At 66.1% G+C, this 23852-nt stretch carries 23 protein-coding genes and 1 tRNA gene; 10 read left to right on the top strand and 14 right to left on the bottom strand.

The window, feature by feature from the left end:
- Positions 1 to 25 precede the first annotated feature (25 nt).
- The 3 genes from recA (at position 26) to alaS (ending at position 4789) form a co-directional block, all read left to right on the top strand.
- On the top strand, positions 26 to 1096 hold the full coding sequence (recA, locus tag EH199_RS07745) for a recombinase RecA (RefSeq protein ID WP_124808679.1): 1071 nt from the start codon (positions 26 to 28) through the stop codon (positions 1094 to 1096).
- Positions 1097 to 1232: 136 nt separating this feature from the next.
- Positions 1233 to 2069 carry a trans-aconitate 2-methyltransferase gene (locus EH199_RS07740; RefSeq protein ID WP_124808678.1) on the top strand — a complete coding sequence of 279 codons (837 nt, stop codon included), beginning with the start codon at positions 1233 to 1235 and terminating at the stop codon, positions 2067 to 2069.
- Positions 2070 to 2137: 68 nt separating this feature from the next.
- Positions 2138 to 4789, top strand: a complete 2652-nt coding sequence (alaS, locus tag EH199_RS07735; protein WP_124808677.1) for an alanine--tRNA ligase — start codon at positions 2138 to 2140, stop codon at positions 4787 to 4789.
- A 22-nt stretch (positions 4790 to 4811) separates the two neighbouring features.
- On the opposite strand, the gene EH199_RS07730 is transcribed toward alaS, so the two are convergent.
- Genes EH199_RS07730 through EH199_RS07715 form a run of 4 tightly spaced genes read right to left on the bottom strand, consistent with a single transcriptional unit; the run spans position 4812 to position 7765 of the window.
- Entirely contained in the window at positions 4812 to 5885 is a 1074-nt protein-coding gene (locus EH199_RS07730) for a sulfotransferase (RefSeq protein WP_124808676.1), read from the bottom strand.
- Positions 5836 to 6228 (bottom strand): hypothetical protein, encoded by a 393-nt coding sequence (locus EH199_RS07725; protein WP_124808675.1) that lies wholly within the window; start codon positions 6226 to 6228, stop codon positions 5836 to 5838. The genes EH199_RS07730 and EH199_RS07725 overlap by 50 nt, the downstream gene beginning before the upstream one ends.
- The gene (locus EH199_RS07720; RefSeq protein WP_223806533.1) at positions 6225 to 6494 is read right to left on the bottom strand and encodes a hypothetical protein; all 270 of its coding nucleotides are present in this window, start codon (positions 6492 to 6494) and stop codon (positions 6225 to 6227) included. Before EH199_RS07720 ends, EH199_RS07725 begins: the two co-directional genes overlap by 4 nt.
- A complete protein-coding gene (locus EH199_RS07715) occupies positions 6485 to 7765 on the bottom strand; it encodes an arylsulfotransferase family protein (protein ID WP_190287184.1) in 1281 nt (426 codons plus the stop codon). Before EH199_RS07715 ends, EH199_RS07720 begins: the two co-directional genes overlap by 10 nt.
- Before the next feature lie 396 nt (positions 7766 to 8161).
- Between EH199_RS07715 and EH199_RS07710 the strand changes: the two genes are divergently transcribed.
- A complete protein-coding gene (locus tag EH199_RS07710) occupies positions 8162 to 10192 on the top strand; it encodes a S9 family peptidase (protein ID WP_124808673.1) in 2031 nt (676 codons plus the stop codon).
- Positions 10189 to 11130 carry a glutaminase gene (locus EH199_RS07705; RefSeq protein WP_124808672.1) on the top strand — a complete coding sequence of 314 codons (942 nt, stop codon included), beginning with the start codon at positions 10189 to 10191 and terminating at the stop codon, positions 11128 to 11130. Before EH199_RS07710 ends, EH199_RS07705 begins: the two co-directional genes overlap by 4 nt.
- Positions 11131 to 11136: 6 nt before the next feature.
- Here the strand turns inward: EH199_RS07705 and EH199_RS07700 are convergent, their stop codons facing one another.
- Positions 11137 to 12921 carry a cation:proton antiporter gene (locus EH199_RS07700; protein WP_124808671.1) on the bottom strand — a complete coding sequence of 595 codons (1785 nt, stop codon included), beginning with the start codon at positions 12919 to 12921 and terminating at the stop codon, positions 11137 to 11139.
- Between the two features lie 252 nt (positions 12922 to 13173).
- Positions 13174 to 14397, bottom strand: a complete 1224-nt coding sequence (locus tag EH199_RS07695) for an NADP-dependent isocitrate dehydrogenase (protein ID WP_124808670.1) — start codon at positions 14395 to 14397, stop codon at positions 13174 to 13176.
- Between the two features lie 210 nt (positions 14398 to 14607).
- On the opposite strand from EH199_RS07695, the gene EH199_RS07690 reads away from it, so the two are divergent.
- Entirely contained in the window at positions 14608 to 15372 is a 765-nt protein-coding gene (locus tag EH199_RS07690) for a crotonase/enoyl-CoA hydratase family protein (protein WP_124808669.1), read from the top strand.
- 84 nt (positions 15373 to 15456) lie between these two features.
- On the opposite strand, the gene EH199_RS07685 is transcribed toward EH199_RS07690, so the two are convergent.
- The gene (locus EH199_RS07685) at positions 15457 to 15885 is read right to left on the bottom strand and encodes an organic hydroperoxide resistance protein (protein WP_124808668.1); all 429 of its coding nucleotides are present in this window, start codon (positions 15883 to 15885) and stop codon (positions 15457 to 15459) included.
- 128 nt (positions 15886 to 16013) lie between these two features.
- Between EH199_RS07685 and EH199_RS07680 the strand changes: the two genes are divergently transcribed.
- The gene (locus EH199_RS07680; protein ID WP_124808667.1) at positions 16014 to 16469 is read left to right on the top strand and encodes a MarR family winged helix-turn-helix transcriptional regulator; all 456 of its coding nucleotides are present in this window, start codon (positions 16014 to 16016) and stop codon (positions 16467 to 16469) included.
- On the opposite strand, the gene EH199_RS07675 is transcribed toward EH199_RS07680, so the two are convergent.
- Positions 16459 to 17040, bottom strand: coding sequence for a TetR/AcrR family transcriptional regulator (locus EH199_RS07675; RefSeq protein WP_124808666.1), 582 nt, complete (start codon positions 17038 to 17040; stop codon positions 16459 to 16461). The genes EH199_RS07680 and EH199_RS07675 overlap by 11 nt on opposite strands.
- 120 nt (positions 17041 to 17160) lie before the next feature.
- Complete coding sequence (locus EH199_RS07670) at positions 17161 to 17544, bottom strand: hypothetical protein (RefSeq protein ID WP_124808665.1); 384 nt, start codon at positions 17542 to 17544, stop codon at positions 17161 to 17163.
- A gap of 119 nt (positions 17545 to 17663) precedes the next feature.
- On the opposite strand from EH199_RS07670, the gene EH199_RS07665 reads away from it, so the two are divergent.
- Together EH199_RS07665 and EH199_RS07660 are read left to right on the top strand one after the other, a co-directional pair.
- Positions 17664 to 18752, top strand: a complete 1089-nt coding sequence (locus EH199_RS07665; protein ID WP_124808664.1) for an MBL fold metallo-hydrolase — start codon at positions 17664 to 17666, stop codon at positions 18750 to 18752.
- Positions 18753 to 18810: 58 nt separating this feature from the next.
- On the top strand, positions 18811 to 19371 hold the full coding sequence (locus EH199_RS07660; RefSeq protein WP_124808663.1) for an MOSC domain-containing protein: 561 nt from the start codon (positions 18811 to 18813) through the stop codon (positions 19369 to 19371).
- A 31-nt stretch (positions 19372 to 19402) separates the two neighbouring features.
- Here the strand turns inward: EH199_RS07660 and EH199_RS07655 are convergent, their stop codons facing one another.
- From EH199_RS07655 to cpdR, 4 genes are all read right to left on the bottom strand, one after another.
- Positions 19403 to 19816 carry a DUF1330 domain-containing protein gene (locus EH199_RS07655; RefSeq protein WP_124808662.1) on the bottom strand — a complete coding sequence of 138 codons (414 nt, stop codon included), beginning with the start codon at positions 19814 to 19816 and terminating at the stop codon, positions 19403 to 19405.
- Positions 19817 to 19827: 11 nt separating this feature from the next.
- On the bottom strand, positions 19828 to 20730 hold the full coding sequence (locus EH199_RS07650) for a haloalkane dehalogenase (protein WP_124808661.1): 903 nt from the start codon (positions 20728 to 20730) through the stop codon (positions 19828 to 19830).
- Positions 20731 to 20968: 238 nt separating this feature from the next.
- Positions 20969 to 21043: transfer RNA gene (locus EH199_RS07645), tRNA-Val, on the bottom strand.
- A 121-nt stretch (positions 21044 to 21164) separates the two neighbouring features.
- Positions 21165 to 21551 carry a cell cycle two-component system response regulator CpdR gene (gene cpdR / locus EH199_RS07640; RefSeq protein WP_124808660.1) on the bottom strand — a complete coding sequence of 129 codons (387 nt, stop codon included), beginning with the start codon at positions 21549 to 21551 and terminating at the stop codon, positions 21165 to 21167.
- A 164-nt stretch (positions 21552 to 21715) separates the two neighbouring features.
- On the opposite strand from cpdR, the gene EH199_RS07635 reads away from it, so the two are divergent.
- On the top strand, positions 21716 to 22678 hold the full coding sequence (locus EH199_RS07635; protein WP_124808659.1) for an N-formylglutamate amidohydrolase: 963 nt from the start codon (positions 21716 to 21718) through the stop codon (positions 22676 to 22678).
- Between the two features lie 348 nt (positions 22679 to 23026).
- Here the strand turns inward: EH199_RS07635 and EH199_RS07630 are convergent, their stop codons facing one another.
- Positions 23027 to 23806, bottom strand: coding sequence for a SapC family protein (locus EH199_RS07630; protein WP_124808658.1), 780 nt, complete (start codon positions 23804 to 23806; stop codon positions 23027 to 23029).
- Between the last annotated feature and the right edge of the window lie 46 nt (positions 23807 to 23852).

Genomic DNA, 23852 nt, shown 5'->3' with positions numbered 1-23852 from the left:
ATCTCTAGCAAGGGGACGAGAAGCCATGGCGGCGCAGCTCAAGCTCATTCAGGAAGGCAAAGACAAGGAAATGGATCGTCAGAAGGCGCTCGACGCGGCGCTCGCCCAGATCGACCGGGCATTCGGCAAGGGCTCGGTGATGAAGCTCGGCTCGAAGGAGACCATGCAGGTGGAAGCGATTTCCACCGGGTCGCTCGGGCTGGATATCGCGCTCGGGGTTGGCGGCCTGCCGCGCGGCCGCGTGATCGAAGTGTACGGGCCGGAAAGCTCGGGCAAGACCACGCTGGCGCTGCACGTCATCGCCGAAGCGCAGAAGAACGGCGGCACCGCCGCGTTCGTCGACGCCGAACACGCGCTCGATCCGGTCTATGCCAAGAAGCTGGGCGTCAACATCGACGAACTGATCGTCTCGCAGCCCGATACCGGCGAACAGGCGCTGGAAATCACCGACACGCTGGTTCGTTCCAACGCGATCGACGTGCTGGTGGTCGACTCGGTCGCCGCGCTGGTGCCCCGGGCGGAAATCGAGGGCGAGATGGGCGACAGCCACGTCGGCCTGCAGGCGCGCCTGATGTCGCAGAGCCTGCGCAAGCTGACCGGTTCGATCAGCCGTTCGCGCTGCATGGTGATCTTCATCAACCAGCTGCGCATGAAGATCGGCGTGATGTACGGCAATCCCGAAACCACCACCGGCGGCAACGCGCTCAAGTTCTATGCCTCGGTCCGGCTCGACATCCGCCGCACCGGGCAGATCAAGGACCGTGACGAGATCGTCGGCAACTCCACCCGCGTCAAGGTCGTCAAGAACAAGGTCGCGCCGCCGTTCAAGCAGGTCGAATTCGACATCATGTACGGCGAGGGCATCTCCAAGATCGGCGAGATTCTCGATCTCGGGGTCAAGGCCGGGCTCGTCGAAAAGTCGGGTGCGTGGTTCAGCTACGATTCGATCCGCATCGGCCAGGGGCGCGAGAACGCGAAGAATTACCTGCGCGAGAACAAGGAAGTTTGCGACCGTCTGGAAGCCGCCATTCGCGGCCGCACCGAACAGGTTGCCGAAGGACTGATGGCGGGGCCGGACGCGGACGACGACATCTGATCCTTCAGGCTGACGGGCGCGGGCATCTTCCTCTCGCTCGCGTCCGTCCAGCCAGACCAAAGAACCGGCACGCTCCCCGGCAGGAGCAGTGCCGGTTTCTTGGCGTCGGGAGGGATCGGGAAGAAGGCGAACGGACATGACGGACATCGGCGAATGGCAGGGCGGCGTGGGCCGGAGCTGGGCGGACGAGCACGCCAGGACGGACCGGAGCTTTTCCCGGATGACGCCGCATCTGCTGGCGGCGATCCATGAAGAGCAGGCGCGGTACGTCGTCGATATTGGCTGTGGCGCCGGCGAACTCTCGCTTGCGCTCGCGCGGGGCCGCCCCGATGCGATGGTGACCGGTGTCGACGTTTCGGCGGACTTGGTGGCGGCTGCGTCGGCACGGGCTGCCGGATTGGAAAACGTGCGTTTCGCCGTTGCCGATGCCTCGACCTGGCAGCCGGAGCAGGCACCGGACCTCTATGTCTCGCGCCATGGCGTGATGTTCTTTCCCGAACCGCCAGCCGCTTTTGCGCACCTTTCCGCCATAGCCGCGCCGGGCGCGCGAATCGTCTTCTCCTGCTTCCGCACCCCGCGCGAGAATCGCTGGGCGAGCGGCATCGCTTCGCTGCTGCCGGAATCCGGCGCGTCCGTGTCAAACCCATCCCCGACTTCAGCCGATCCCTTTGCGCCGGGGCCGTTCGCGTTCGCCGATCCCGATCATGTGCGCACCTGCCTGCGCGGATGGCGGGACGTGACGTTCACCCCGGTCGATTTCGACTATATCGCCGGAGCCGGACCCGATGCCGTGGCCGAAGCGCTGGCGTTCTTCGGCCGGATCGGTCCCGCGGCGCGGGCGATTCGCGTGATGTCCGAAGCGGAGCGGCCAGCCTTCCTGGAACGGTTGGCAAATCTGCTCGAAAGCCACCGTTCAGGCGATGTCGTCTCGTTCCCCGCGGCGGTCTGGCTGGTGCGCGCGACGGCCGAATAGCATGTGCGATCACATTGATCGGCGAAACGTGCTTGTTCCGGGCCGAACGCTCGCTTAATCGGCGGCTCATGACGTCGACGAACGAAATCCGCCGGTCCTTCCTCGAATACTTCGGCTCGCAAGGGCACGAGGTGGTGCACAGCGCGCCGCTGGTGCCCTACAACGACCCGACCCTGATGTTCACGAATGCGGGCATGGTCCCGTTCAAGAACGTGTTCACGGGGCTGGAAACGCGCGCCGTGCCGCGCGCCACGTCCTCGCAGAAGTGCGTGCGCGCCGGCGGCAAGCACAACGACCTCGACAACGTGGGCTATACCGCGCGCCACCACACGTTCTTCGAGATGCTCGGCAACTTCTCGTTCGGGGACTATTTCAAGGAACAGGCGATCACCCACGCCTGGACGCTGCTGACACGCGAATGGGGCCTGCCCAAGGACAAGCTGCTCGCCACGGTCTATCACACCGACGACGAGGCGTTCGATCTGTGGAAGAAGATCGCCGGCCTGCCTGAGGACCGCATCATCCGCATCGCCACCAAGGACAACTTCTGGGCGATGGGTGATGATGGCCCGTGCGGGCCGTGCTCGGAAATCTTCTTCGACCACGGCGACCACATCTGGGGCGGCCCTCCGGGATCGGCCGAGGAAGACGGCGACCGCTTCATCGAGATCTGGAATCTCGTGTTCATGCAGTTCGAGCAGGCGGCGGGCGAAATCGTCGGCAACCTGCCCAAGCCCTCGATCGATACCGGCATGGGGCTGGAGCGCGTAGCGGCGGTGCTGCAGGGCGAGCATGACAACTACGATACCGACACGTTCCGCGCGCTGATCGCCGCGTCCGAAGGGCTGACCGGGGTGAAGGCGGAAGGCGACCAGCGCGCCAGCCATCGCGTGATCGCGGACCACCTGCGCTCGACCAGCTTCCTGCTGGCGGACGGCGTGCTGCCCTCGAACGAAGGGCGCGGCTATGTGCTGCGCCGGATCATGCGCCGCGCCATGCGCCATGCACACCTGCTGGGCGCGAAGGAGCCGCTGATGCACCGGCTCGTCGGCGCGCTGGTGACGGAGATGGGCCAGGCCTATCCCGAACTCGGTCGTGCGCAACCGCTGATCGAGGAAACCCTGCTGCGCGAGGAAGTGCAGTTCCGCCGCACGCTCTCGAACGGCCTCAAGCTGCTCGACGAGGCGACGACGGAGCTGGGCGAGGGCGACAAGCTGCCGGGCGAGACGGCGTTCCGCCTCTACGATACCTTCGGCTTCCCCTATGACCTGACCGAGGACGCCCTGCGTTCGCGCGGGATCGCCGTCGACAAGGACGGCTTCGACACGGCAATGGCGCAGCAGAAAGCGGCGGCGCGCGCGGCGTGGAAGGGGTCCGGCCAGACCGCCGACAGCGAAGTGTGGTTCGACATCGCCGAGCGCGAGGGAGCGACCGAATTCACCGGCTACACCGCGACAAGCGGCGAGGGGCAGGTGGTCGCGCTGGTGAAGGACGGCAAGGAAGTCCCGTCGGCGAGCGCGGGCGACGAGGTGGTCGTCCTGACCAACCAGACCCCGTTCTATGGCGAATCGGGCGGCCAGACCGGCGACAGCGGCACGATCACGGGGAGCGATGGCCTGCAGATCGCCATCAGCGATACGGCAAAGCCGCTGGGCCGGCTGCACGCGCACCACGGCAAGGTCGAAGCCGGCACGATCAAGGTGGGCGACGCCGTGGCGCTGGCGGTGGATACCGCGCGCCGCGATGCCACGCGCGCGAACCATTCCGCCACGCACCTGCTGCACGCGGCGCTGCGCCACCGCCTGGGCGCGCACGTGACGCAGAAGGGCTCGCTGGTCGCGCCTGATCGTCTGCGCTTCGATTTCTCGCACCCCACGGCGCTCAGCGCCGAGGACATCGCGGTGATCGAGGCCGAAGTGAACGCCGAGATCCGCGGCAACGAGCCGGTGACCACACGCCTGATGACGCCCGACGACGCGATCGCGGCCGGGGCCATGGCGCTGTTCGGCGAAAAGTATGGCGACGAGGTGCGCGTGCTGAGCATGGGCAGCGCGGGCGCGGAGCATCCCTATTCGGTGGAGCTGTGCGGCGGCACGCACGTTCGCGCGCTGGGCGATATCGGCGTGTTCCGCATCGTGTCCGAAAGCGCGGTCAGCTCCGGCGTGCGCCGGATCGAGGCGCTGACCGGCGAAGGTGCGCGCCAGTGGCTGGTGGGCCGCGAGGAAGCGCTGAAGCACGCCGCCAGCCTGTTGCGCACCACGCCCGAGGACGTCGAAGGCCGGGTTGCCGCGCTGCTCGACGAGCGGCGCAAGCTGGAACGCGAACTGGCCGAGGCCAAGAAGGCGTTGGCGCTGGGCGGCGGTGGCGGGACGAAGCCCGAAGCGGCCGACGAGGACGTGGGCGGCGTGAAGTTCGCCGGCCAGGTGCTCGAAGGGCTAGACCCCAAGGAACTGCGCGGGTTGCTCGATCAGGCGAAGCAGCGGCTTGGTTCGGGCGTGGCCGTGATCGTCGCGGTCAACGATGGCCGCGCATCGATCGCGGCGGCGGTGACCGACGACCTGACCGGCAAGGTCAGCGCCGTCGATCTGGTGCGCGCGGGCGTGGAAGCGCTGGGCGGCAAGGGCGGCGGCGGGCGCCCCGACATGGCGCAGGGCGGCGGTCCGGATGGCGCGAAGGCGGCCGCAGCCATCGCCGCGGTCAAGTCCGTGATCGCCGGATAGCGACAAGCCGGGCGGTGGCTCCTTACAGGGCCGCCGCGCGTTTCCGCAGCGCGGCGTGTACCCGGTTGGCCTCAACCATCAGGTCAGCGGGCAATTTCACGTCCCGGTGTGGCAGCGCCGTCGGCGGACGCAGGGTTACGGGCGAGAGCGGGCGGGCCAGATCGAGCCGCCTGCCAAGCCGGACCAGCAATTCGGGATCGCCGGTGGCCAGCAGGTCGTAGTCCACGAAAACCTGGGTTTCGCGCACGTCCTCGGGCTGGCCGAGCAGGTGGGTATGGACGCCGATCCACGTCGCCAGCCAGTACGCCAGCGTATCGGGATCGCCCTGGGGGCCTGAGCCGGCGGGCAGCAGGAAAGGCAACTGGTGCGCGCCGAATTCGTGGTGGCCCAGCCACCGCATGAAGGCGCCGCGAAACGGATCGTCCGCTGCCAGCATGCAGGCTTGCTGGTGCTGGCGGTGGAGCGAACGGGCCTGCGCCAGCGGATCGCGGAAGGGATGCAAGATGCGCGCGCCGGGAACGTGCCGCGCTAGGCTGCCCACGCGCAGCACGTTGGCGTTGTTCTTGGAAAGATAGCGCGGCGCGCCATAGCGAAGGCAGACGAGCCGCCGGTAATCAGCGAAGGCGGCCAGCGTTTCGGCATTGGGCTGATAGGGAAGCAAGCCGTCCGGACGGCAATAGCGCTTGCCGTCGTGGAGCTTCCAGAACACTTCCTCGATCGCTTCGGGGCTGTCGAGATCGTGCTCCAGTCCATCGCCGTGGCCACGTTCGCGCGTTTCGACCTTTCGCTTCAGGCGGGCGGTTATCCGCGCCCAGCTGTTCGGCGCCAGCGGAAAGGGCAGATCGCGATAGCGGAGCGCGGCGAAATCGTCGGCCGCGTGGATCAGCCGCATCAGGATGGTCGTGCCGGCGCGGGCCAGGCCGGTGACGAAGACCGGCGGGCCGAGTTCCCGCGCCGTCGCCGCCTTGCCATGGCGGGCGCGTTCCAGATCGAAGCTCATCTCCAGCACCGCGTCGCTGCCCAGGGCGATGCGGTGCAGCAGGCGGTCAAGCGGGCCGTAAGCCAAAGCGGCGGACGCGGGAGCGGAGGAAGGCAAGGGCGATACCTGCGGCAAGAATGGACAGGCGGGCGGTGGGATCGAACAGTGCGTCCTGCGTTGGAATGCCCGCGACCGGGCCGATCGCCAGCACGGCTGCGATGGGCAGGACGATCATCAGCAGGAGGCCGCCGGCCGCGAGCGATTTGCCCATCATCCGGATCGCGAGAATGCGCGTCGCGCGCTCCTTGCTCCAATCGGAAACGCCGCTGCGGGCGAGCGTGCGGACGGAGCGCTGGCCGATTGCCGCAAGATCGCCGAAATGGCGCAGCAGCATCCACCGGCGCGCCAGATGCACGGAGGCCAGAAGCGCGGCGAAAAGGACCAGCGCGGCGGGAATCACAGCTCGGATTCCGGCAGCGGATCGCTTTGCGCCGGCGCAGCCGGCTTGCGCCGCGCCGCGCGGACCAGCCGCTTGACCGGGTACCACACGAAGGACACGATCCCGAGAAGAATGGCTCCCACCACGCCCAGTGCGGTGGAAATGGCGCCAAGGCCCAGGCCCGGGCCGACATAGGCCTGCGCCGGAACGGTCGTGGCCATCAGGGCGATGGCGGCAAGGGAAGCGATCGAAAGGCCATGGGCCATGCTCTCAAGGTTCATTCGCATTTGGCGTTCACCGCTGCTTGAATGCCGACCTTGTCGGCGATGGGATCGAGATACCGGCTCCAGCGCAGTTCATACCGGTGCTGGTCGGGATCGGCGGATAGGTAGCGCCAGCGGACGGAGCCATCGGGCGCGATGCGGAACAGGCGGCCGCGTTCGGTTTCCTCGATCAGGAAATCGCCGCCGGGCAGCGGCATCGCCCTGCCCTGCGCGTGGGTGCGGATGTCCAGCTTGCGGAAGGCCTCACCCAGCGGATCGCTGACCGTGTCGGCCGCGAAGTCGTAGACAAGGAGGCGGTTGTGCCCGTCGGTTTCTACCTTTTCGGGTGCCTGCCAGTTCCAGCGCCAGTTGTTGTCGAACACCGAGATGCGATGATCGTCGATCACGGCTACATCGTGCTGGAACCGCCAGGGCATTTCGCGATGCCACACGATGCGGCCTTCCGTCGGCCGGTAAAGGGCGATCATCGAAAGGTTGCGCAGGCTGAGCAGGAGATCGCCGGCATGCCAGTAGGGGCCATCGCCCGGCACCGGCTGCACATCGTTCAGGTGGATCGGATCGTCCTGGTAGGGGCGGCTGCGCCAGAGATAGCCAAGGCCGTTGCGATCGAGAATGTCGATGATCGCTTCGCGCCGCAGGACGGTTCCGTCGGCCCGGAGATGTACGATATTCTCGTCCCCGAACAGCGGACCAAGCCCGGGGCGGCGCGATCGGGGTTGCCGGTCGGCCGCCCACAGCGTGCCATCCGGCGCGCGTTCGACCGCGTGGTGGAAGATGCCGTCGATCATCCACTGCCGCTTCCCGCAGGCATCGATCCGCGTGAGTGGCGAGGTATCGTGCAGGATCAGCCCGCCATCATTGGTGAGCATGGGATGCATCGGAAAGTAGAGCCGCTGGGTCTTGTCGCGTTGCAGGTCGACGATGGCCGATCGGAACGTGGACCCTTGCAGCATGGCGCGCACGTCCGGCGCGTATTCGCGAAGCATCTTGCCATCGCTCAGCCGCATCAGGCGGATGACCCGCTGCTGGCGGGCATTGCTGAATTCCGTAAGCAGGACATAGCCCGGATCGACAAAGCTCTGGCCGGCCGCATAGTGCAGCCCGCCGGGTTCCGGCACGTAATCGAGTACCAGCTTCGGCCGGTTGGGGAACAGTCCGTGATAGACGCCGGCCAGCGTGTTGGGGATGCTGGCGATCTGGGCCGCAGCCTTGCCCAGCGCGCCATGGCGATCGGCCTGTGCCACGATCGCGCCGAACGCGATGGTGACGGCCACCCCGCAAAGGCTCAGGAGGCCGACTGCCCACAACGGTATCCGGGCGTTGCAAATGCGTTCCCACAGACGTGCTGGCGGGGACGCCGCTGCTGCCGTCGTGGGCTCCCTCATCCCCGGCTGAATCCTGAGCGGATACGATTTTCCCCTGAACCAGGACGGGCTGCCCCCATGGAGGAGATATAAAGATTCATGATCTAAAGTTATAGACAAGTTGTAACCGGGGTATGTCAGCCACAGGGCGCTTTGTCGCAAAATGTATCGGGCGTACGCGTGGCGGCGGGCTGAAAGCGGGCATCGGGGGGCTGATTGCGCAGCGGGCACCCTTTTTGCCGGAGCGATTGCCGGTTGGGGCCCGCCCGGTTACGCTCTGCTTCACGGATTGTTGGGGGGGAAGAGATGGGTATCGCGAAATGGCGTCAGGCTTCACGCGCGCTGCGGTGTGGCACGATTTTGGCGCTGGCTGCACTGCCGGCCTTCGCGGTGGCGGGGGAATCCGCTCCGGCACGTCACGCGGTGTCTATCGACGACATTCTCGCGATGCGGTCGCTCTCGGAAATGGCCTGCGCGCCCGATGGCCGGCAGGCCGCCTACGTGGCGAGCGATGCGGATGTGAAGACGGACAAGCGCCGATCGGTGATTTGGCTTGCCGATCTGGCCGGGGCGCCCGCGCTGCAGCTTACAGACGGCGAAGAGAGCGCCAGCGCGCCCGCGTTCAGTCCGGATGGCAAGACCATCGCGTTCCTTTCGAAGCGCGGCAAGGACAAGCAGGCCCAGATATGGCTGCTCGACCGGCGGGGGGGCGAGGCGCAGAAGCTGACCGATGTTAAGGGCGATATCGCCGCCTTCCGCTGGTCGCCCGATTCGCGCCGCCTGCTGCTGACGCTGAGCGATCCCGCGCCCGAGCCACCCAAGGACGATCCTGAGCGGCCGCTGCCGGTCGTGGTCGATGATGCGAAGTTCAAGGAAGACGGCCAGGGCTTCATCACCGCTGCGAGCCATACCCATCTGGCGCTGTTCGACGTGGCCACGCGCACCGAGATGCGGCTGACGGCTTCGGATTCGTTCGACGTCATCGCGGCGGAATGGTCACCCGATGGCAAGAGCGTGGCCTACCTCGCCAATCACGGGATCGATCCTGCCGCGCCGGCAACCCAGTGGCTCACCGTGGTTGAGGTGAAGGCGGGCGCGGCTCCGCGCGTGGTGGCGAAGCTTGCCGGGGCTTTGGGGCAGGCGCTGATCTGGTCTGCCGATGGCGCGAAAATCGCGCATCTGGTGGGCGATGTGCCCAAGCTAAACCAGTATAGCCAGCCGCGCCTTGCCGAAACGGTGCTGGCGACCGGTCAAACCCGGACTGTGGCGACATCGGTGGGCACTTATGTGCAACGGCCCGTCGATCTGGGCGGCGGGCGCGTGGGCGCCATCCTGGCCGAGGACCGGCACGAGGTTCCCGCCGTCTTCGATCTGGCGACGGGCGGCGTGCAGCGCCTGGGCGATCCCCGGCTGGCGGTGTTCGACCAGTGCGGCGGCCAAGATGCCAGGGCCCCGCGCGCGGTGATTGCCAGCGGCGATGACGCGATGCCCGAAGTCTATGCGCTGGAAGGCAAGACGATGCGGGCGCTGACCGCGCACAATCGCGCGCTGAACGCGGGCATTGCCTGGTCACCGGTGCGCGATTTTGCCGCCACAGCGAGCGACGGCAGCGAGGTGCACGGGATTCTGACGCTCCCGGCCGGCTACGTGCCGGGGCAACGCTATCCTACCGTGCTGTGGATTCACGGCGGGCCTACGGCGCAGGACGCGCACGAGATCGATACGATGCGGCAATGGATCGCGGCGCAGGGCTATGCCGTGCTCGCGGTCAACTATCGCGGCAGTTCGGGCCGGGGCGATGCCTATGGCGCCGCGATCGCCGCCGACTGGGGCAACAAGGAAGTGCTCGACCTTCATGCCGCCATCGATTGGGCGGTGGCGCAGGGCATTGCCGATCCCGCGCGCCTTGGCGTTGGCGGGTGGAGCTATGGCGGCATTCTCACCGATTATCTGATCGTGCGCGACAGCCGCTTCAAGGCTGGTGTTAGCGGGGCGGGGGTGGGCAACATCTTCGCCTTCTTCGGCGTGGACCAGTACATCGAGCAATATGTCCAGGAGCTTGGCCCACCGTGGCAGAACACGGCGCTGTGGACGCGCCTTTCCGAGCCGCTGCTCCATGCGGACCGGATCAAGACACCAACGCTGTTCCTGGGCGGCACGGCGGACGACAACGTGCCGCTGATCGGTGGGCAGCAGCTCTATCAGGCGCTCAAGCTGACGGGGGTTCCGACGCGGCTGGTGGCTTATCCTGGCGAACACCACGGACTTGTCCGGCCAAGCTTCCTGCGCGACCGGTTCGAGCGGATCGCCGATTGGTATAAGCGCTATCTGAAGTGAGCGATATCGCCGCCATCGTTGCCGAGATTGCCGCTGAAATGCGCGAGGCCACCGAGCGCGGGCAGGTGGCCGACTATATCCCGCCGCTGGCCTGCGTATCGCCCGATCGCTTCGGCATGGCGGTGGTGACGGCCCAAGGGGAGGTGTTCACGGCCGGGGACGCGGAAGAACCGTTTTCGATCCAGTCGATCTCGAAGGTGTTTTCCCTCACGCTGGCGCTGGGCGCGGTGGGCGATGCCCTGTGGCGGCGCGTGGGCCGCGAACCTTCGGGCAGCGCTTTCAATTCGATCGTCCAGCTCGAAAGCGAGCACGGCATTCCCCGCAACCCGTTCATCAACGCGGGGGCGATCGTGGTGGCCGATGTGCTGCTTTCCGGCCACGAGCCGCGCGAGGCGATCGGCAGCATCCTGCACTTCGTGCGCGCGCTGGCGGGCGACGAGAGCGTGATCATCGACGAACGCGTGGCCAATGCCGAGCGGGAAACCGGCTTCCGCAACTTCGCGCTGGCCAACTACATGCGGGCGTTCGGCAATATTCGCCATCCCGTGGAGCGCACGCTGGGCGTCTATTTCCACCAGTGCGCGCTGGCGATGAGCTGTCGCCAGCTGGCCATGGCGGGGCGGTTCCTGATGCACGACGGGCGCAACCCCGCCACGGGCCTCAGCGTCGTTTCGCCACGCCGCGCGCGCCGCATCAACGCGCTGATGATGCTGTGCGGGCACTACGACAATTCGGGCGAATTCGCGTTTCGCACCGGCCTTGCGGGCAAATCGGGCGTGGGGGGCGGGATACTCGCCGTGGCGCCGGGCATCGCGTCGATCGCGGTATGGTCGCCTGGGCTGAACGACAAGGGCAATTCGCAGCTGGGCGCGCTGGCGCTGGAACGGCTGACCCAGCGGACTGGCTGGTCGGTGTTCCAGCCGCGCCCGGTTGCCTGATCGGGTTCAGGCGGTTCGTTCGCGCAGGCTGGTCGACTTCAGCTTGGGAGCGATGGCCAGATCGCCATCTTCCATGATCTGCTGGCGCAGCTCGTCGCGCTTTTCGTGGATTGAGGCGATCACCGGCCCCATCGGCACGCCCAGATCAACCAGCACGGCTTCGGACAGTTGCAGCGAGCTTTCCAGCGTTTCCGGCACCGCATGGGAGGCGCCTGCGCGGTAGAGTTCGCCAGCATGATCCGCGTCGCGGGCGCGCACAATGATCGGCAGTTCCGGCCGCAGCTTGTGCAGCTTCTTGACGATGCGCGAGACCAGCACCGGCTCGTCCATGGTGACGATCAGCGCGCGGGCGTGATCGAGATCGAGCCGGTCGATCACCGTTTCGCTGGCGACGTTGCCGAACAGCACGGGCAGGCCGGCGAGGCGTGCTTCGCGGACGAGCCGGGGGTCGGAATCGATGGCGATGTAGGGCGCATCGTGCATTGCCAGCATCTCGCCCACCAGCCTGCCGACGCGGCCGAAGCCGAGGATCACGGCACGGTCGCCGGCCGGCTCCTCGCGCGGCAGGTCGGCCGAGGCCGGCTCGCGCGCTTCCAGCCGCTTGGCGAAGGCTTCACCCACCTTGGCCAGCGCCGGCGTGATGGTGAGGCCGATCGCGGTGACGATCTGCCAGAACTGCGCGGTCGCGGGCAGGATCAGCTGCGCCTGGGTGGCCGTCGCCAGCACGATCAGGGTGGTTTCCGAAGGGCTGGCCATGAGAATGCCCGTCTCGAGCGCGGTGCCCCGGCCCTTGCCCATCACGCGCAGCAGCAGCCCGGTGACGAGCGCCTTGGTCACCACCACGCCAACCACGCCCGCCGCCAGCGGGCCAAGGTTCGCCCACACCACCCGCAGGTCTATGCCCATGCCGATGGTGATAAGGAACACGCCCAGCGCCAGGCCCTTGAACGGCTTGGTGATCGCCTCGACCTCGTTGTGGTATTCGGTCTCCGCGATCAGCAGGCCGGCGAGCAGCGCGCCCATGATTGGCGAAAGGCCGACCGCACCCGTGGCCAGCGCCGCGACGATGACGACGAGCAGGCTGGCGGCGAGGAACAGTTCGGGGCTTTTGGTCTGCGCGGCCTGCGCGAACAGGCTTGGCAGCAGGAAGCGCCCGGCCAGCAGCAGAGCCATGATGACGAGACCGCCGCGCCACAGCGTATCCAGCAGCACCGCCCCGCCATCCGCCGCCGCCGTGGGCGCGATCGCGCCGAGCAGGAAGATGATGGGAACAAGCGCGATATCCTCGAACAGCAGCATCGACAGCGCCGCGCGCCCGACCGGACCCTGCGTGCCCGAGATGGGTAGGACCAGCGCGGTGGAGGACAGCGCCAGCGCGAGGCCCAGCCCGAGCGCGGCGTAAAGGCTTTCTCCCATGATGCTCATCAGGGCGAGGCCGATCAGGAGCGCGCCGCCCGCAAGCTCCATCGCGCCCAGCCCGAACACCAGCCGCCGCATCGACCACAGGCGGTTGAACGACAGTTCCAACCCGATCTCGAAGAGCAGCAGGATGATGCCGAACTCCGCGAACGGCGCGATCGCCTCCGGATCGGAAATCGTGATGTGATAGAGCCACGGAGTCTGCCCGACCAGCGAGCCCAGGCCATAGGGGCCGACCGCGAGGCCGACCAGAATGAACCCGATGATCGGGGTGATGCGGAAACGGGCGAAAGCCGGGATCACGATTCCGGCGGCGCCGAGAATGACCAGGGCATCGGAAAGCGCAGCGGAAGGAGCAAGGGAACCAGCCATGGGACACCGTAACCTTCGTTAACCGGCCTTGCCAACCCCGGCGGTAGAGAAAGCGCCCTCAGCAACAAAATGAAAGGCGATCATATCGCTTGCAAGCGCTGCGCGAGGGATGCCCCTTATTCTCCCCTCCCGCTTGCGGGAGGGGTTGGGGGTGGGCAGCGTCCCATCGCCCGCAAAGGATGCACGCGCCAAACGAAAGAGGCCCCGGCAATGCCGAGGCCTCTGTTCGTGTCCGTCAGGAACGCGTCTGGCTCAGCTCCAGGCGGTCATTTCCTTTTCGAGGTTGGCAACGATCGCCTCGAAGAACTTTTCGGTGGTCATCCACGGCTGGTCGGGACCGATCAGGATCGCGAGGTCCTTGGTCATCTTGCCGCTTTCGACGGTTTCGATGCAAACACGTTCCAGCGTTTCGGCGAACTTCACCACATCGGGGGTATCGTCGAACTTGCCGCGATAGATCAGGCCGCGCGTCCAGGCGAAGATCGACGCGATCGGGTTGGTCGAGGTCTGCTTGCCCTGCTGGTGCTGACGGTAGTGGCGGGTGACGGTGCCGTGGGCGGCTTCCGCTTCCACGGTCTTGCCGTCCGGCGTCATCAGTACCGAGGTCATCAGGCCCAGCGAGCCGAAGCCCTGCGCCACGGTATCGGACTGGACGTCGCCATCGTAGTTCTTGCAGGCCCAGACGAACTTGCCGCTCCACTTGAGCGCGGAGGCGACCATGTCGTCGATCAGGCGGTGCTGGTATTCGATGCCGGCGGCGGCGAACTTTTCCTTGAAGCCTTCGGTCTCGTAGACTTCCTGGAACAGGTCCTTGAAGCGCCCGTCATAGGCCTTGAGGATGGTGTTCTTGGTAGAGAGATAGACCGGCCAGCCGAGATTGAGGCCATAGTTGAGGCTGGCGCGGGCGAAGTCGCGGATCGAATCGTCCAGGTTGTACATCGCCATGGCGACGCCGGGTGAGGGGAAGTCGAACACGTCGAGGTCGATCTTCTCGCCGTCCACGCCGTCCCACACCAGGCGCAGCTTGCCGGGGCCGGGGATCAGGGTGTCGGTAGCCTTGTACTGATCGCCGAAGGCGTGACGGCCGACCACGATCGGGTCGGTCCAGCCCGGAACAAGCCGGGGCACGTTCTGGATCACGATGGGTTCGCGGAACACCACGCCGCCCAGGATGTTGCGGATCGTGCCGTTGGGCGACTTCCACATCTTCTTGAGGCCGAATTCCTCGACGCGCTGTTCGTCGGGGGTGATCGTGGCGCACTTCACGCCCACGCCATACTGCTTGATCGCGTTGGCGGAATCGATGGTGATCTGGTCGTTGGTCTCGTCGCGCTTTTCGACCGACAGGTCATAGTACTTGAGATCGACGTCGAGGTAGGGGAGGATCAGGCGTTCGCGAATCCATTCCCAGATGATCCGCGTCATTTCATCGCCGTCGATTTCGACGATCGGGTTCTTCACCTTGATCTTCGCCATAGCCGTTCCGTGCCTCGTCTGGGGGAGAAAAGTTAGGCTCCCCTTAGCAGAGGCGCGCCGTGGTGCAAGGCAAGGACGCCCCGGACTTCCGTCTTAGAGCGCAATTTTCTGCATCCCCGCCGGCCGCTCCCTCTGGACACGGGAAGCGGTCCGGTCCAAGAATTTTAAGTGACCGGTTAAAGGTCCGGGAATTTTGCAGGAGAGATGGGGATGAGCGAACCTGAAGTGCTGACCGAAGTGGACGGCAACGTCCTGGTGGTCACGATCAACCGGCCCGACGCGAAGAACGCCATGAACAAGGCGGCGGCCGAAGGCATCAGCGCGGCGATGGACCGGCTTGACGCGGAAGCCGGCCTGCAGGTCGCGATCCTGACCGGCGCTGGCGGAACTTTCTGTTCCGGCATGGACCTCAAGGGCTTCCTGCGCGGGGAATCGCCGTCGCTTCCCGGGCGCGGGTTCGGCGGCCTTTCGCAGTGGACGCCGAAGAAGCCGATCATCGCGGCGGTCGATGGCTATGCGCTGGCGGGCGGCATGGAACTGGCGTTGTCGTGCGATCTGATCGTGGCCAGTTCCGCCTCCAAGTTCGGCATTCCCGAAGCGAAGCGCGGCCTGGCCGCGGCGGCGGGTGGCCTGATCAAGCTGCCGCGCCAGATTCCACCGCGCATCGCCATGGAACTGGCGCTGACCGGTGACTTCATCGATGCGGCCCGGGCCTACGAGCTGGGCTTCGTCAACCGCGTGGTCGAAGGCCCGTCGCTGCCGGCGGCCAAGGAGCTGGCCGCGCGCATCGCCGAAAACGGCCCGCTGGCGCTGGCCGCGTCGAAGGCCATCGTGCGCGATTCGCACGAATGGACCGAGGCCGACATGTGGGACAAGCAGCAGGCCTATATCACCCCGGTGTTCACCTCGCAGGACGCGCGCGAAGGCGCCGCAGCCTTTGCCGAGAAGCGCAAGCCGAACTGGCAGGGCAAGTAACGCGCGGCGCTTGCCACGCACCGAATGCGCAAAAGGCCGGGCCATCACGCGATGGTCCGGCCTTTTGTTGTCCGGGAAATGGTCTCAGGCGACGCTGAGCGTGACTTCAATGTTGCCGCGCGTGGCGTGGCTGTAGGGACAGATCGTGTCGGCTTCGGCCACCAGCTCCTCGGCGGCGGCGCGGTCCACACCCGGCAGGCTCACTTCCAGCGAAACCGCGAGACCAAAGCCCTTGTCGGCGCGCGGACCGATGCCGACCGTGGCCGTCACCGTGGCATCCGCCGGCACGCGCGGCAGGCTCTTGTCCTGCGTCGCCGCGAACTTCATCGCGCCTAGGAAGCAGGCGGCGTATCCGGCCGCGAACAGCTGTTCGGGATTGTTGCCCTGGCCGTTGCCGCCCAGCTCCTTGGGGCTTGCGAGCACCACGTCCAGCGAACCGTCCGCGGTGCGCGAGCGGCCATCGCGGCCTCCGGTGGCAGTGGCGCTGGTCGAATAGAGGATCTTGGTGCTCATGGGATGCTTCCTTTTGCTTGAGAAGGGTTAAAATCGAGAACGATTAAATCGTGTGCGATCTATATGGACTTGTCGCACCGAGTCGTCAACCCCTTGCGATTAAATCGTGTGCGATTTATATTCCGGACATGACAGACGCTTCCCAGACCGCCGCTGGCCCATTCGAAGGCTACTTGTGCTTTTCCGTCTATACGGCGGGGCTGGCGTTCAACCGCCTGTACAAGCAGGTGCTCGATCGCTTCGGGCTGACCTATCCGCAATATCTGGTGCTGGTGGCGCTGCGGCAGCGCGACGGGCGGACGGTCAGCGAATTGGGCGAGGCGCTGTTCCTGGAATCAAACACGCTGACGCCGCTGATCAAGCGGCTGGAAGCGGCCGGGCTGGTCGAGCGCCGGCGCGATACGCGCGACGAACGCGTGGTGCGCGTCAGCCTGAGCGACGCGGGCAGGGCGCTGGCGATCGATATCGAATGCGTACCGCCGCAGATCGGCGAGGCGATCGGCATCGACCATGCGAGGCTGGGGCAAATGGCACAGACGCTCGACGAACTTGCCGCCGGGCTGCGTCGCGCGGTCAGGGACTGACCGTTTCGGTCAGCCGTGCCACCGCGCTTTCGATCACCGCACGCGCCTGAGGCGGGGGCAGGTGCTGGTCCAGCCGCAGGCGTTGCCAGGTTTCAAAGCTGAGCAGGAGGTCCATCGTTTCCAGCAGGATCGGATCCTCGGCGATTGCGGGAGGCATGATTGCGACCAGCCGTTCGCGCATCATCGCCAGCCTCTGCCCGTAGTTGCGCTGGATCGTGGGCAGCGAATGGCGGTGGCCATCGGCAGCGCGCTTGTAGGGCATCAGCTTTTCATAGGTGCTGAGCCGGCGTTCGATCATTTCCGCCAGCTTGGCCCGCCAGTCCGGCCCCTCGAACGGATCGAGCCAGTTCTCGTATTCGCGCTCCAGCCGCAGCGCCATCGAGGCGTAGAGGCTGTCCATGTCGGCAAAGTGGCGAAACACGGTGCGCAGGCCCACGCCGGCACGCGTCGCCACCTGTTCCGCGCTGGGGCTCATATGCCCTTCGCCCACCAGCGCGATCATCGCCTCGACAATGCGCTGACGGCTGGTTTCCGAACGCTTGCGGCGTCCGTCCGTCGCGGTGATGTCCATGGTGGCCTGTTTCTGTGGCAATCCCGTATGTCCAGTATGCGCTTGCATTTCGGTTTTGCGCCCTACCAAGCCTGCGATCGATTGCAACGGTCAAGCCTGGAGGGGCAGGCGCGGATGGCCTCAGCCCCGCTTCTCGTCGAAACTGCGTGCCGCAAGCACCAGGATCGCGATCATCGCGGCTTCCACCACCATCGGCGGAAAGGCCGTGGCGGGCGCGCCATCGGCGATCAGGCTGACGCCGCGTCCGATCAGCGCTAGCGGCAGGAGCGCCACCGGGACCAGCACCAGCGCGCGGCTGGCCTTCCAGGCGCCCGCCAGCGCGAACAACCCCATGCCCACGAACAGCGCGGTGAAATCGGCTCGCAGCGTTGCCATTCCCTGCGTCCCGAGCGAGGCCAGAAAGAAGCGCTGGCCCGCGATCGCCGGATCGAGCAGAAAACCGAGGCCGATCGCCACATTGAACAGGCCGAGCAGGCCGGCGATCACGCGCATGGCATTTTTCATGTCATTCTCTCCCCACTGTTCGAGCCAGACTACCACGTTCCGGGCGCGTGGCAATATATCGGCATTGTAAATGCCATAATATCGCGTATCTTTCCGCAAAACAGGAAGGGAGAACGCGGATGCACGGGGCGGTGAAATGGGGCCTTGGTGGTGCTATGCTCGCCGGCGTGCTGGCGCTGGCGGCATTTCCGGCGCCGATCGGACTGGCGATGGCCCGGCTGGCGATCGATGCGCGTGCCGGCGTGGATGCCACGCAGGAACTGCCCGAGGGGCTGCATGTGGCCTTGTGCGGCTCCGGTTCTCCGCTACCCGATCCCACCCGCGCCGGGCCGTGCAGCATGGTAATCGCCGGCAAGCATGTCTTCGTGGTCGATGCGGGTGAGGGCGGCGCACGTAACATGACGCTGATGCGCATTCCCAATGGCCATGTCGAGGCGGTGTTCCTCACGCATCTCCATTCCGACCATATCGATGGGCTGGGGCCAATGATGCTGCTGCGCTGGACCGGGGCGAATGCCACCGTGCCGCTGCCGATCTACGGACCGGCGGGAACCGAGCGCGTCGTAGCGGGCATCAACGAGGCCTATGCGATCGACGGGGGCTATCGCACCGCGCACCATGGCCCCGCGGTTGCGCCGCCATCGGGCAGGGGTGGCACCGCCTATCCTTTCGCGCTGCCGCCAAGGGGCGATGGCACGCCCGTCACCGTGCTGCAACGCGACGGGCTGACGGTGACCGCGTTCCGCGTGGATCATGGCCCGGTCGATCCGGCGGTGGGCTATCGCTTCGACTACAAGGGGCGCTCGATCGTGTTCAGCGGCGATACCGCGCCCACGCCGCTGCTGGTGCGCAACGCGCGCGGCGCGGACCTGCTGGTGCATGAAGGGTTGCAGCCCCGGCTGGTCAGCCTGATGGAGCAAACGCTGCGCAAGCGCGGACAGCCAGGCCTCGCAAAGATCATGAGCGACATCCCCGGTTATCATACCTCGCCAGAGGCCGCTGCGGCCGAGGCGCAGGAGGCCGGCGTGAAGAATCTGGTGTTCAGCCACAACGTGCCGCAATTGCCCACGCGCGCCATGTATCCCGCCTATCTCGGCAACGCGCGCCAGAAATTCGACGGCACAATCACGGTGGGCGAGGACGGCATGGTGTTCAGCCTGCCGGCCGGCGGCAAGGGCATGGAACTGCGTACATGGTCGGTCAGATGATTCGACGTAGCCGGGTTTCCGTTGCTTCGGGCCGCCGCACGCGATAGCCGTTGCGGATATGGACAAGGCGCCATCCGCACCGGCCCGCGTGGTCTCGCTCGCGCGATCTGGCGACCATGCTTTCTCGAAACAGGCGATCGAGCGCGTGAAGGTGATCCAGGGGATCGGCGTCGAGGGTGACGCTCATGCCGGCGAGAAGGTCCAGCACCTCTCCCGCGTGAAAGCGAACCCCGACCAGCCGAACCTGCGGCAGGTCCACCTGATCCATGCGGAATTGTTCGAGGAACTGCGCGAAAAGGGCTTCGCCGTTGGGCCTGCCGACCTTGGCGAGAACATCGTCACGGCCGGGATCGCCCTTCTCGATCTCCCCCGGGGCGCCGTGCTGCGCATCGGGCCGGATGTAGAACTGGAAGTGACCGGGCTGCGCAATCCCTGCGCACAGATCGAGGCATTCCAGAAGGGGTTGCTGGTCGCCGTGCTCGATCGTGGGCCGGACGGGGAACTCGTGCGCAAGGCCGGGGTTATGAGCGTGGTCCTGTCCGGCGGCGAAATGGCCGTGGGGGACCTTATCGAGGTCTGCCTGCCGCCCGAGCCGCACCAGCCGCTCGCGCCGGTGTGAAAGCGGGGAGGCTCGCGCCTCCCGCGCCATTCTATCGGCCCAGCGGCCTCGTGCGAATGTTGAGCTGGCCCGCCAGCCCCGCATGGCGGTGCTTCTCGATTGCCTGGTATTCCGGTGACTGGATCATCTGCATCATCGCGGCGAGTGAGGGGTATTCGACCAGCGCCGCCATGTCCCACAGTTCGCCGACCTCCCCGATCATCAGACCGGTGACGGCGCCGGCATAGACCTGCCGTCCGCCGACGGCGGCGACACAGGCCTGCACCGCCGTGCCATAGCGGGCATAGGCCTCGCGTCCGGTCAGTTCGGGTTCGCTGCCATCGGCATAGGTTGCGTGCGGCTTGAACTTGAGCAGGTTGATCATCACGAATGGCCCGTCCTCGCCACTGCCGAAGAAGGCGGCGATCTGTTCGGGGCCGGGGGTGACGGCGTTGACGACTTCCATGGTGGCCTCCCTTAGCCGCGAATGAGTGTGTCGATGATCGTGCAAAGCTCGGCGGGAACATCTTCCTGCAGGAAGTGGCCCGCGCCCTGCAGCACGGTATGCGCCTGCCCCTTCGCGCCCGGAACGCGATCGATGAACGGCCGTTCGCCGCCGCGTGTGATGGCATCCTCGGCGCCGAAGGCGGTCAGCAGCGGCTTGTCGAAACGCGCCAGCACGTCCCAGGCCGCCTTGTTCTCCGCCACCGAGCCATGTTCGGGCGTGATCGGCACGAGCGTGGGGAACTGGCGGGCGCCTTCCTTGTAGGTTTCGTCGGGGAAAGGGGCGTCGTAGGCGGCGACTTCTGCCGGCGAAAGATCACGATGGCATCCGCCGTTGACGATCATGCCGACTGGGAAGACGGGCACGTTCTGGCTGAAATCGAGCCATGCGCGGAAGCCGTCGGTTGCGCCCGCGCCCACCGGCAGGCCGGTGTTGGAGACGACCACGCGGGCGAAGCGATCGGGGAAGGCTGCGACCAGTCGCAGGCCGATCAGGCCGCCCCAGTCCTGGCAGAACAGGGTGATGCCGGTGAGATCAAGCTGCGTCAGCCAGTCGCTCATCCACTGGACATGGCGTTCGTAGGTATAGTCGTCGCGCCGCGCGGGCTTGTCGGAGCGGCCGAAGCCGACGAGGTCGGGGGCGACGACACGATGACCGCGCGCGACGAGATCGGGGATGAAACGGCGATAGAGGTAACACCAGCTCGGCTCGCCGTGCATGAGCAGCACCGGCGCGGCATCGCGCGGGCCTTCGTCGAGATGGTGGATTCGCAGGCGCGTACCGTCCTGTCCGTCGATCACCTCGCTGTAATGCGGCGAAAAATCAAAGCCATCCAGGCCGGCAAAGCGTTCGTCCGGCGTGCGCAGGATCTCCATGGCATCTCCCAGTTGATTATTGTGGCACGCATAATGCCATAATAAACGCGGAGGTCAAATGCCGGCTGGGGCATTTCCCACCCCCACACCCTCCCGCGGGCGGGAGGGGAGCGAGACGTGCGCCGCCGCAGGTGGTGCTAGTCGCAGCGGGGTGGGCGTTCCGCGCCTTGTGTCGGCGAATGCCATGATCGCCATGAAAAAAGCCCGCTCAAGCCAAGGGCTTAGCGGGCTTTTTCGATGGTGGGCGTAGCAAGGATTGAACTTGCGACCCCTACGATGTCAACATAGTGCTCTACCACTGAGCTATACGCCCGAACCATCGTGCGCCCGGCCGTTTCCGGCGCGGGAGGCAGCCCATTAGCGGCGCTTGGGAATGCTGGCAAGAGACTTTTGCAGGCTCTTTTCCCCATCCCGTGCGCGCGCCTGGCGGGCTGTCAGGCGTAAGGCCCGGCCCCCGTCAGCGCGCCATCGGCGAAGACCCGTTCGACTTCGAGCACCAGGTCGCGCAGGTGGAACGGTTTGGACAGGACACGGGCCTGCGGTGCCTCGCGATCGGACTTGAGCGTGACGGCGGCAAAACCCGTGATGAACATAACCCGCGTTTCGGGGCTGATCTCGGCGCAATGCTTGGCAAGCTCGATGCCGTCCATCTCGGGCATGACGATGTCGGACAGCAGCAGATCGAAGTGTTCCGACCGCAGCAGGGGCAGGGCCTCCGTTCCGCGATCGACCGCAACCACGCTGTACCCGGCGTTTTCCAGGGCGCGCGCAAGATAGGTGCGCATCGCTTCTTCGTCTTCGGCCAGTAGAATCCGGATCATGATTACCTTCGCGATTCGAGTGGTCGCCTCATCGGGCCATGTCGTAACGTTTTGGTTTAAGGCATGGCAGGAAACGAATATATACCGGGTTGGGTTAAGTTTCTGCGCCCTTGTTCGCGGTGGCCGACTTTGACACAGCCGCGAATCAGTTGCAGCGTTATTCCATGCGTGACGAAGGCGATCCAGGGGGCGATTCGCGCCTGCTGCAGGGCGGGGCGGTGCCCGGCTGCCCGGATGTGCCCGCCTATGCGCTGCGGCTGGTGGAGCCGTCCGCGATTCCCGTCATCATCGCCGTGCCGCACGCCGGGCGCAGCTATGCCCGGACCTTGCTGGACCGGATGCGCCACCCGGCGTTCGCCGCGCTGCGCCTGGAAGACCGCTATGTCGACCTCGTGGCCGATGCGGTGGCGCGGCAGACCGGCGCCTCGCTGTTGGTCGCCCATGCGCCGCGCGCGATGATCGATCTCAATCGGGCTGCCGACGACATCGACTGGGATATGGTTGGCGGCCCGCCGCCCGATGCTTCTTCCGCCCTGCAGGGCCTTGCCCATCGGGCGCGCACCGGGCTGGGCCTGATCCCGCGCCGGCTGCCGGGGCTGGGGGAACTGTGGAAGCGGCGGTTGGACCGGGCCGAACTGGACGATCGCATCGCGCTGGTCCACGAACCCTATCACAGCGCCCTGGGCGATGCGCTGCAAGATACGCGCGACCGCTGGGGAGCGGCTCTGCTGATCGATCTGCATTCGATGCCGCCGTTGACCGCCTATTGCGGAGCGGAGCCTGCGCCTGAATTCGTGCTGGGCGACCGGTTCGGGGCGAGTTGCGCCGGCGCGCTGGTCGCTTCTGCCTTCGCGCACTTCGCGGCGGCGCGGCGGCTGGCGGCGCACAACCGGCCTTATGCCGGCGGCTACGTGCTGGAGCGGCATGCGCGGCGCAAGGAAGGCATTCACTGCATCCAGATCGAGATCGACCGGCGCTGCTACCTTGATGCCCGATTCAGCGAGCCGGGGCCGGGCATGGATGAAACGATCGCGCTGCTGGTGGGCATGGTCCAGCGGCTGGCCGGCGATGTGGCTGAACTGGGGCGCGATCGGCAACGCGAACGGTGGCGCGCGGCCGCCGAGTAGATCAGCGAGGCAGGTGGGCCGGCGAGGAAACCGGAGCGGGCAACCGGCTCTCGGTTCGGACGATCCTCACGCAGAAACCCCATAAAAAACCACCTGGAGACATGCTCCAGGTGGCCAAGGTTCAGGGAGGAGGTGCACAAAGTGCACCAGTCACACCGGGCCATGAGGGGAGCACCGATGCGACGTACTAAAGATAGGTGAGGCGCCATGGGCGCGCAAGTGGTTTCGTTTGGAATTTTTGCTGCGTTTTGGCGACTGCGCGCAAAAAAATGCGGCGGCCGGACGCTAATCCGACCACCGCATTCACACTCTTGAAATAAATCGGGTTTCCAGCGTGCGGCTGGTGATTCATTCCGCCGGAACGGGAATCGCCGGAACCGGACCCTTGCCCTGCTGTGCCTGCAGGCCGAAGATCGTGCTCATCAGATCGAGCGAGAAGACATGGGCGTAGAGCAGCGGCAGAAGGCCGCTCTGCGCCCAGCCGCGCAGCACGTCGCCACGGGTTTCGCGCAGCTTTTCCTGATCGACCATCTGGAAGCCGCGATAGACGAACGGCTGCTCCAGACCGGTCTGCTGGATCGAGACTTCGCCGTCCATCAGCAGGTTGTGCTTCTTCAATTCATCGATGAAAGCCTGCGTGCGCATCCCGGCCTGTTCGAACTGTTCGCAGAATTCCAGCGCGGCCTTGGTCGCGTCCGACGGCTGATCGCCGTTGAACAGCGCGTCGCCTTCCTCGAACTCTCCGATCAGACCGGAGGACGGATCGAAGCACAGCGACAGTTCCTCGCTGCTGGGATCGAGCTTGGCCAGCAGGAACGGATAGCGGCGGGCATAGGCCGGCAGATAGACCGGCTGATCGACCTTGCCTTCGCTGTCGACGAACACGTTGACGCCTTCGTTCAGCCCCATCAGCGCCAGCGGCACCGGGTTGTCGCCCGACGAGAACACGATGGGAAAATGGCGCGCGGCCTGCGGAAACTCTTCCACCGTCAGCGGCACGGCGTGCTGGTCGATCAGCCACGGAGCGGCATTCGCGCCACGGGCATGCCAGGTGGCGTGATCGCGGCTGTTGAGCGGCATCAGGTCATTGTAGAACAACGGAAGGTTGGCTTGCGGCGCGCTGGCCATGAGGTCTCTCCGAAAAAACTTTCGCGAAAACGCGCGGGCGGGCCGC

Origin of the sequence: Novosphingobium sp. LASN5T (assembly GCF_003856955.1) — a bacterium.
Classification (GTDB): Bacteria; Pseudomonadota; Alphaproteobacteria; order Sphingomonadales; family Sphingomonadaceae; genus Novosphingobium.
Note: the sequence above shows the minus strand (reverse complement) of the source record. Positions and strands in the feature narration are given on the sequence as shown.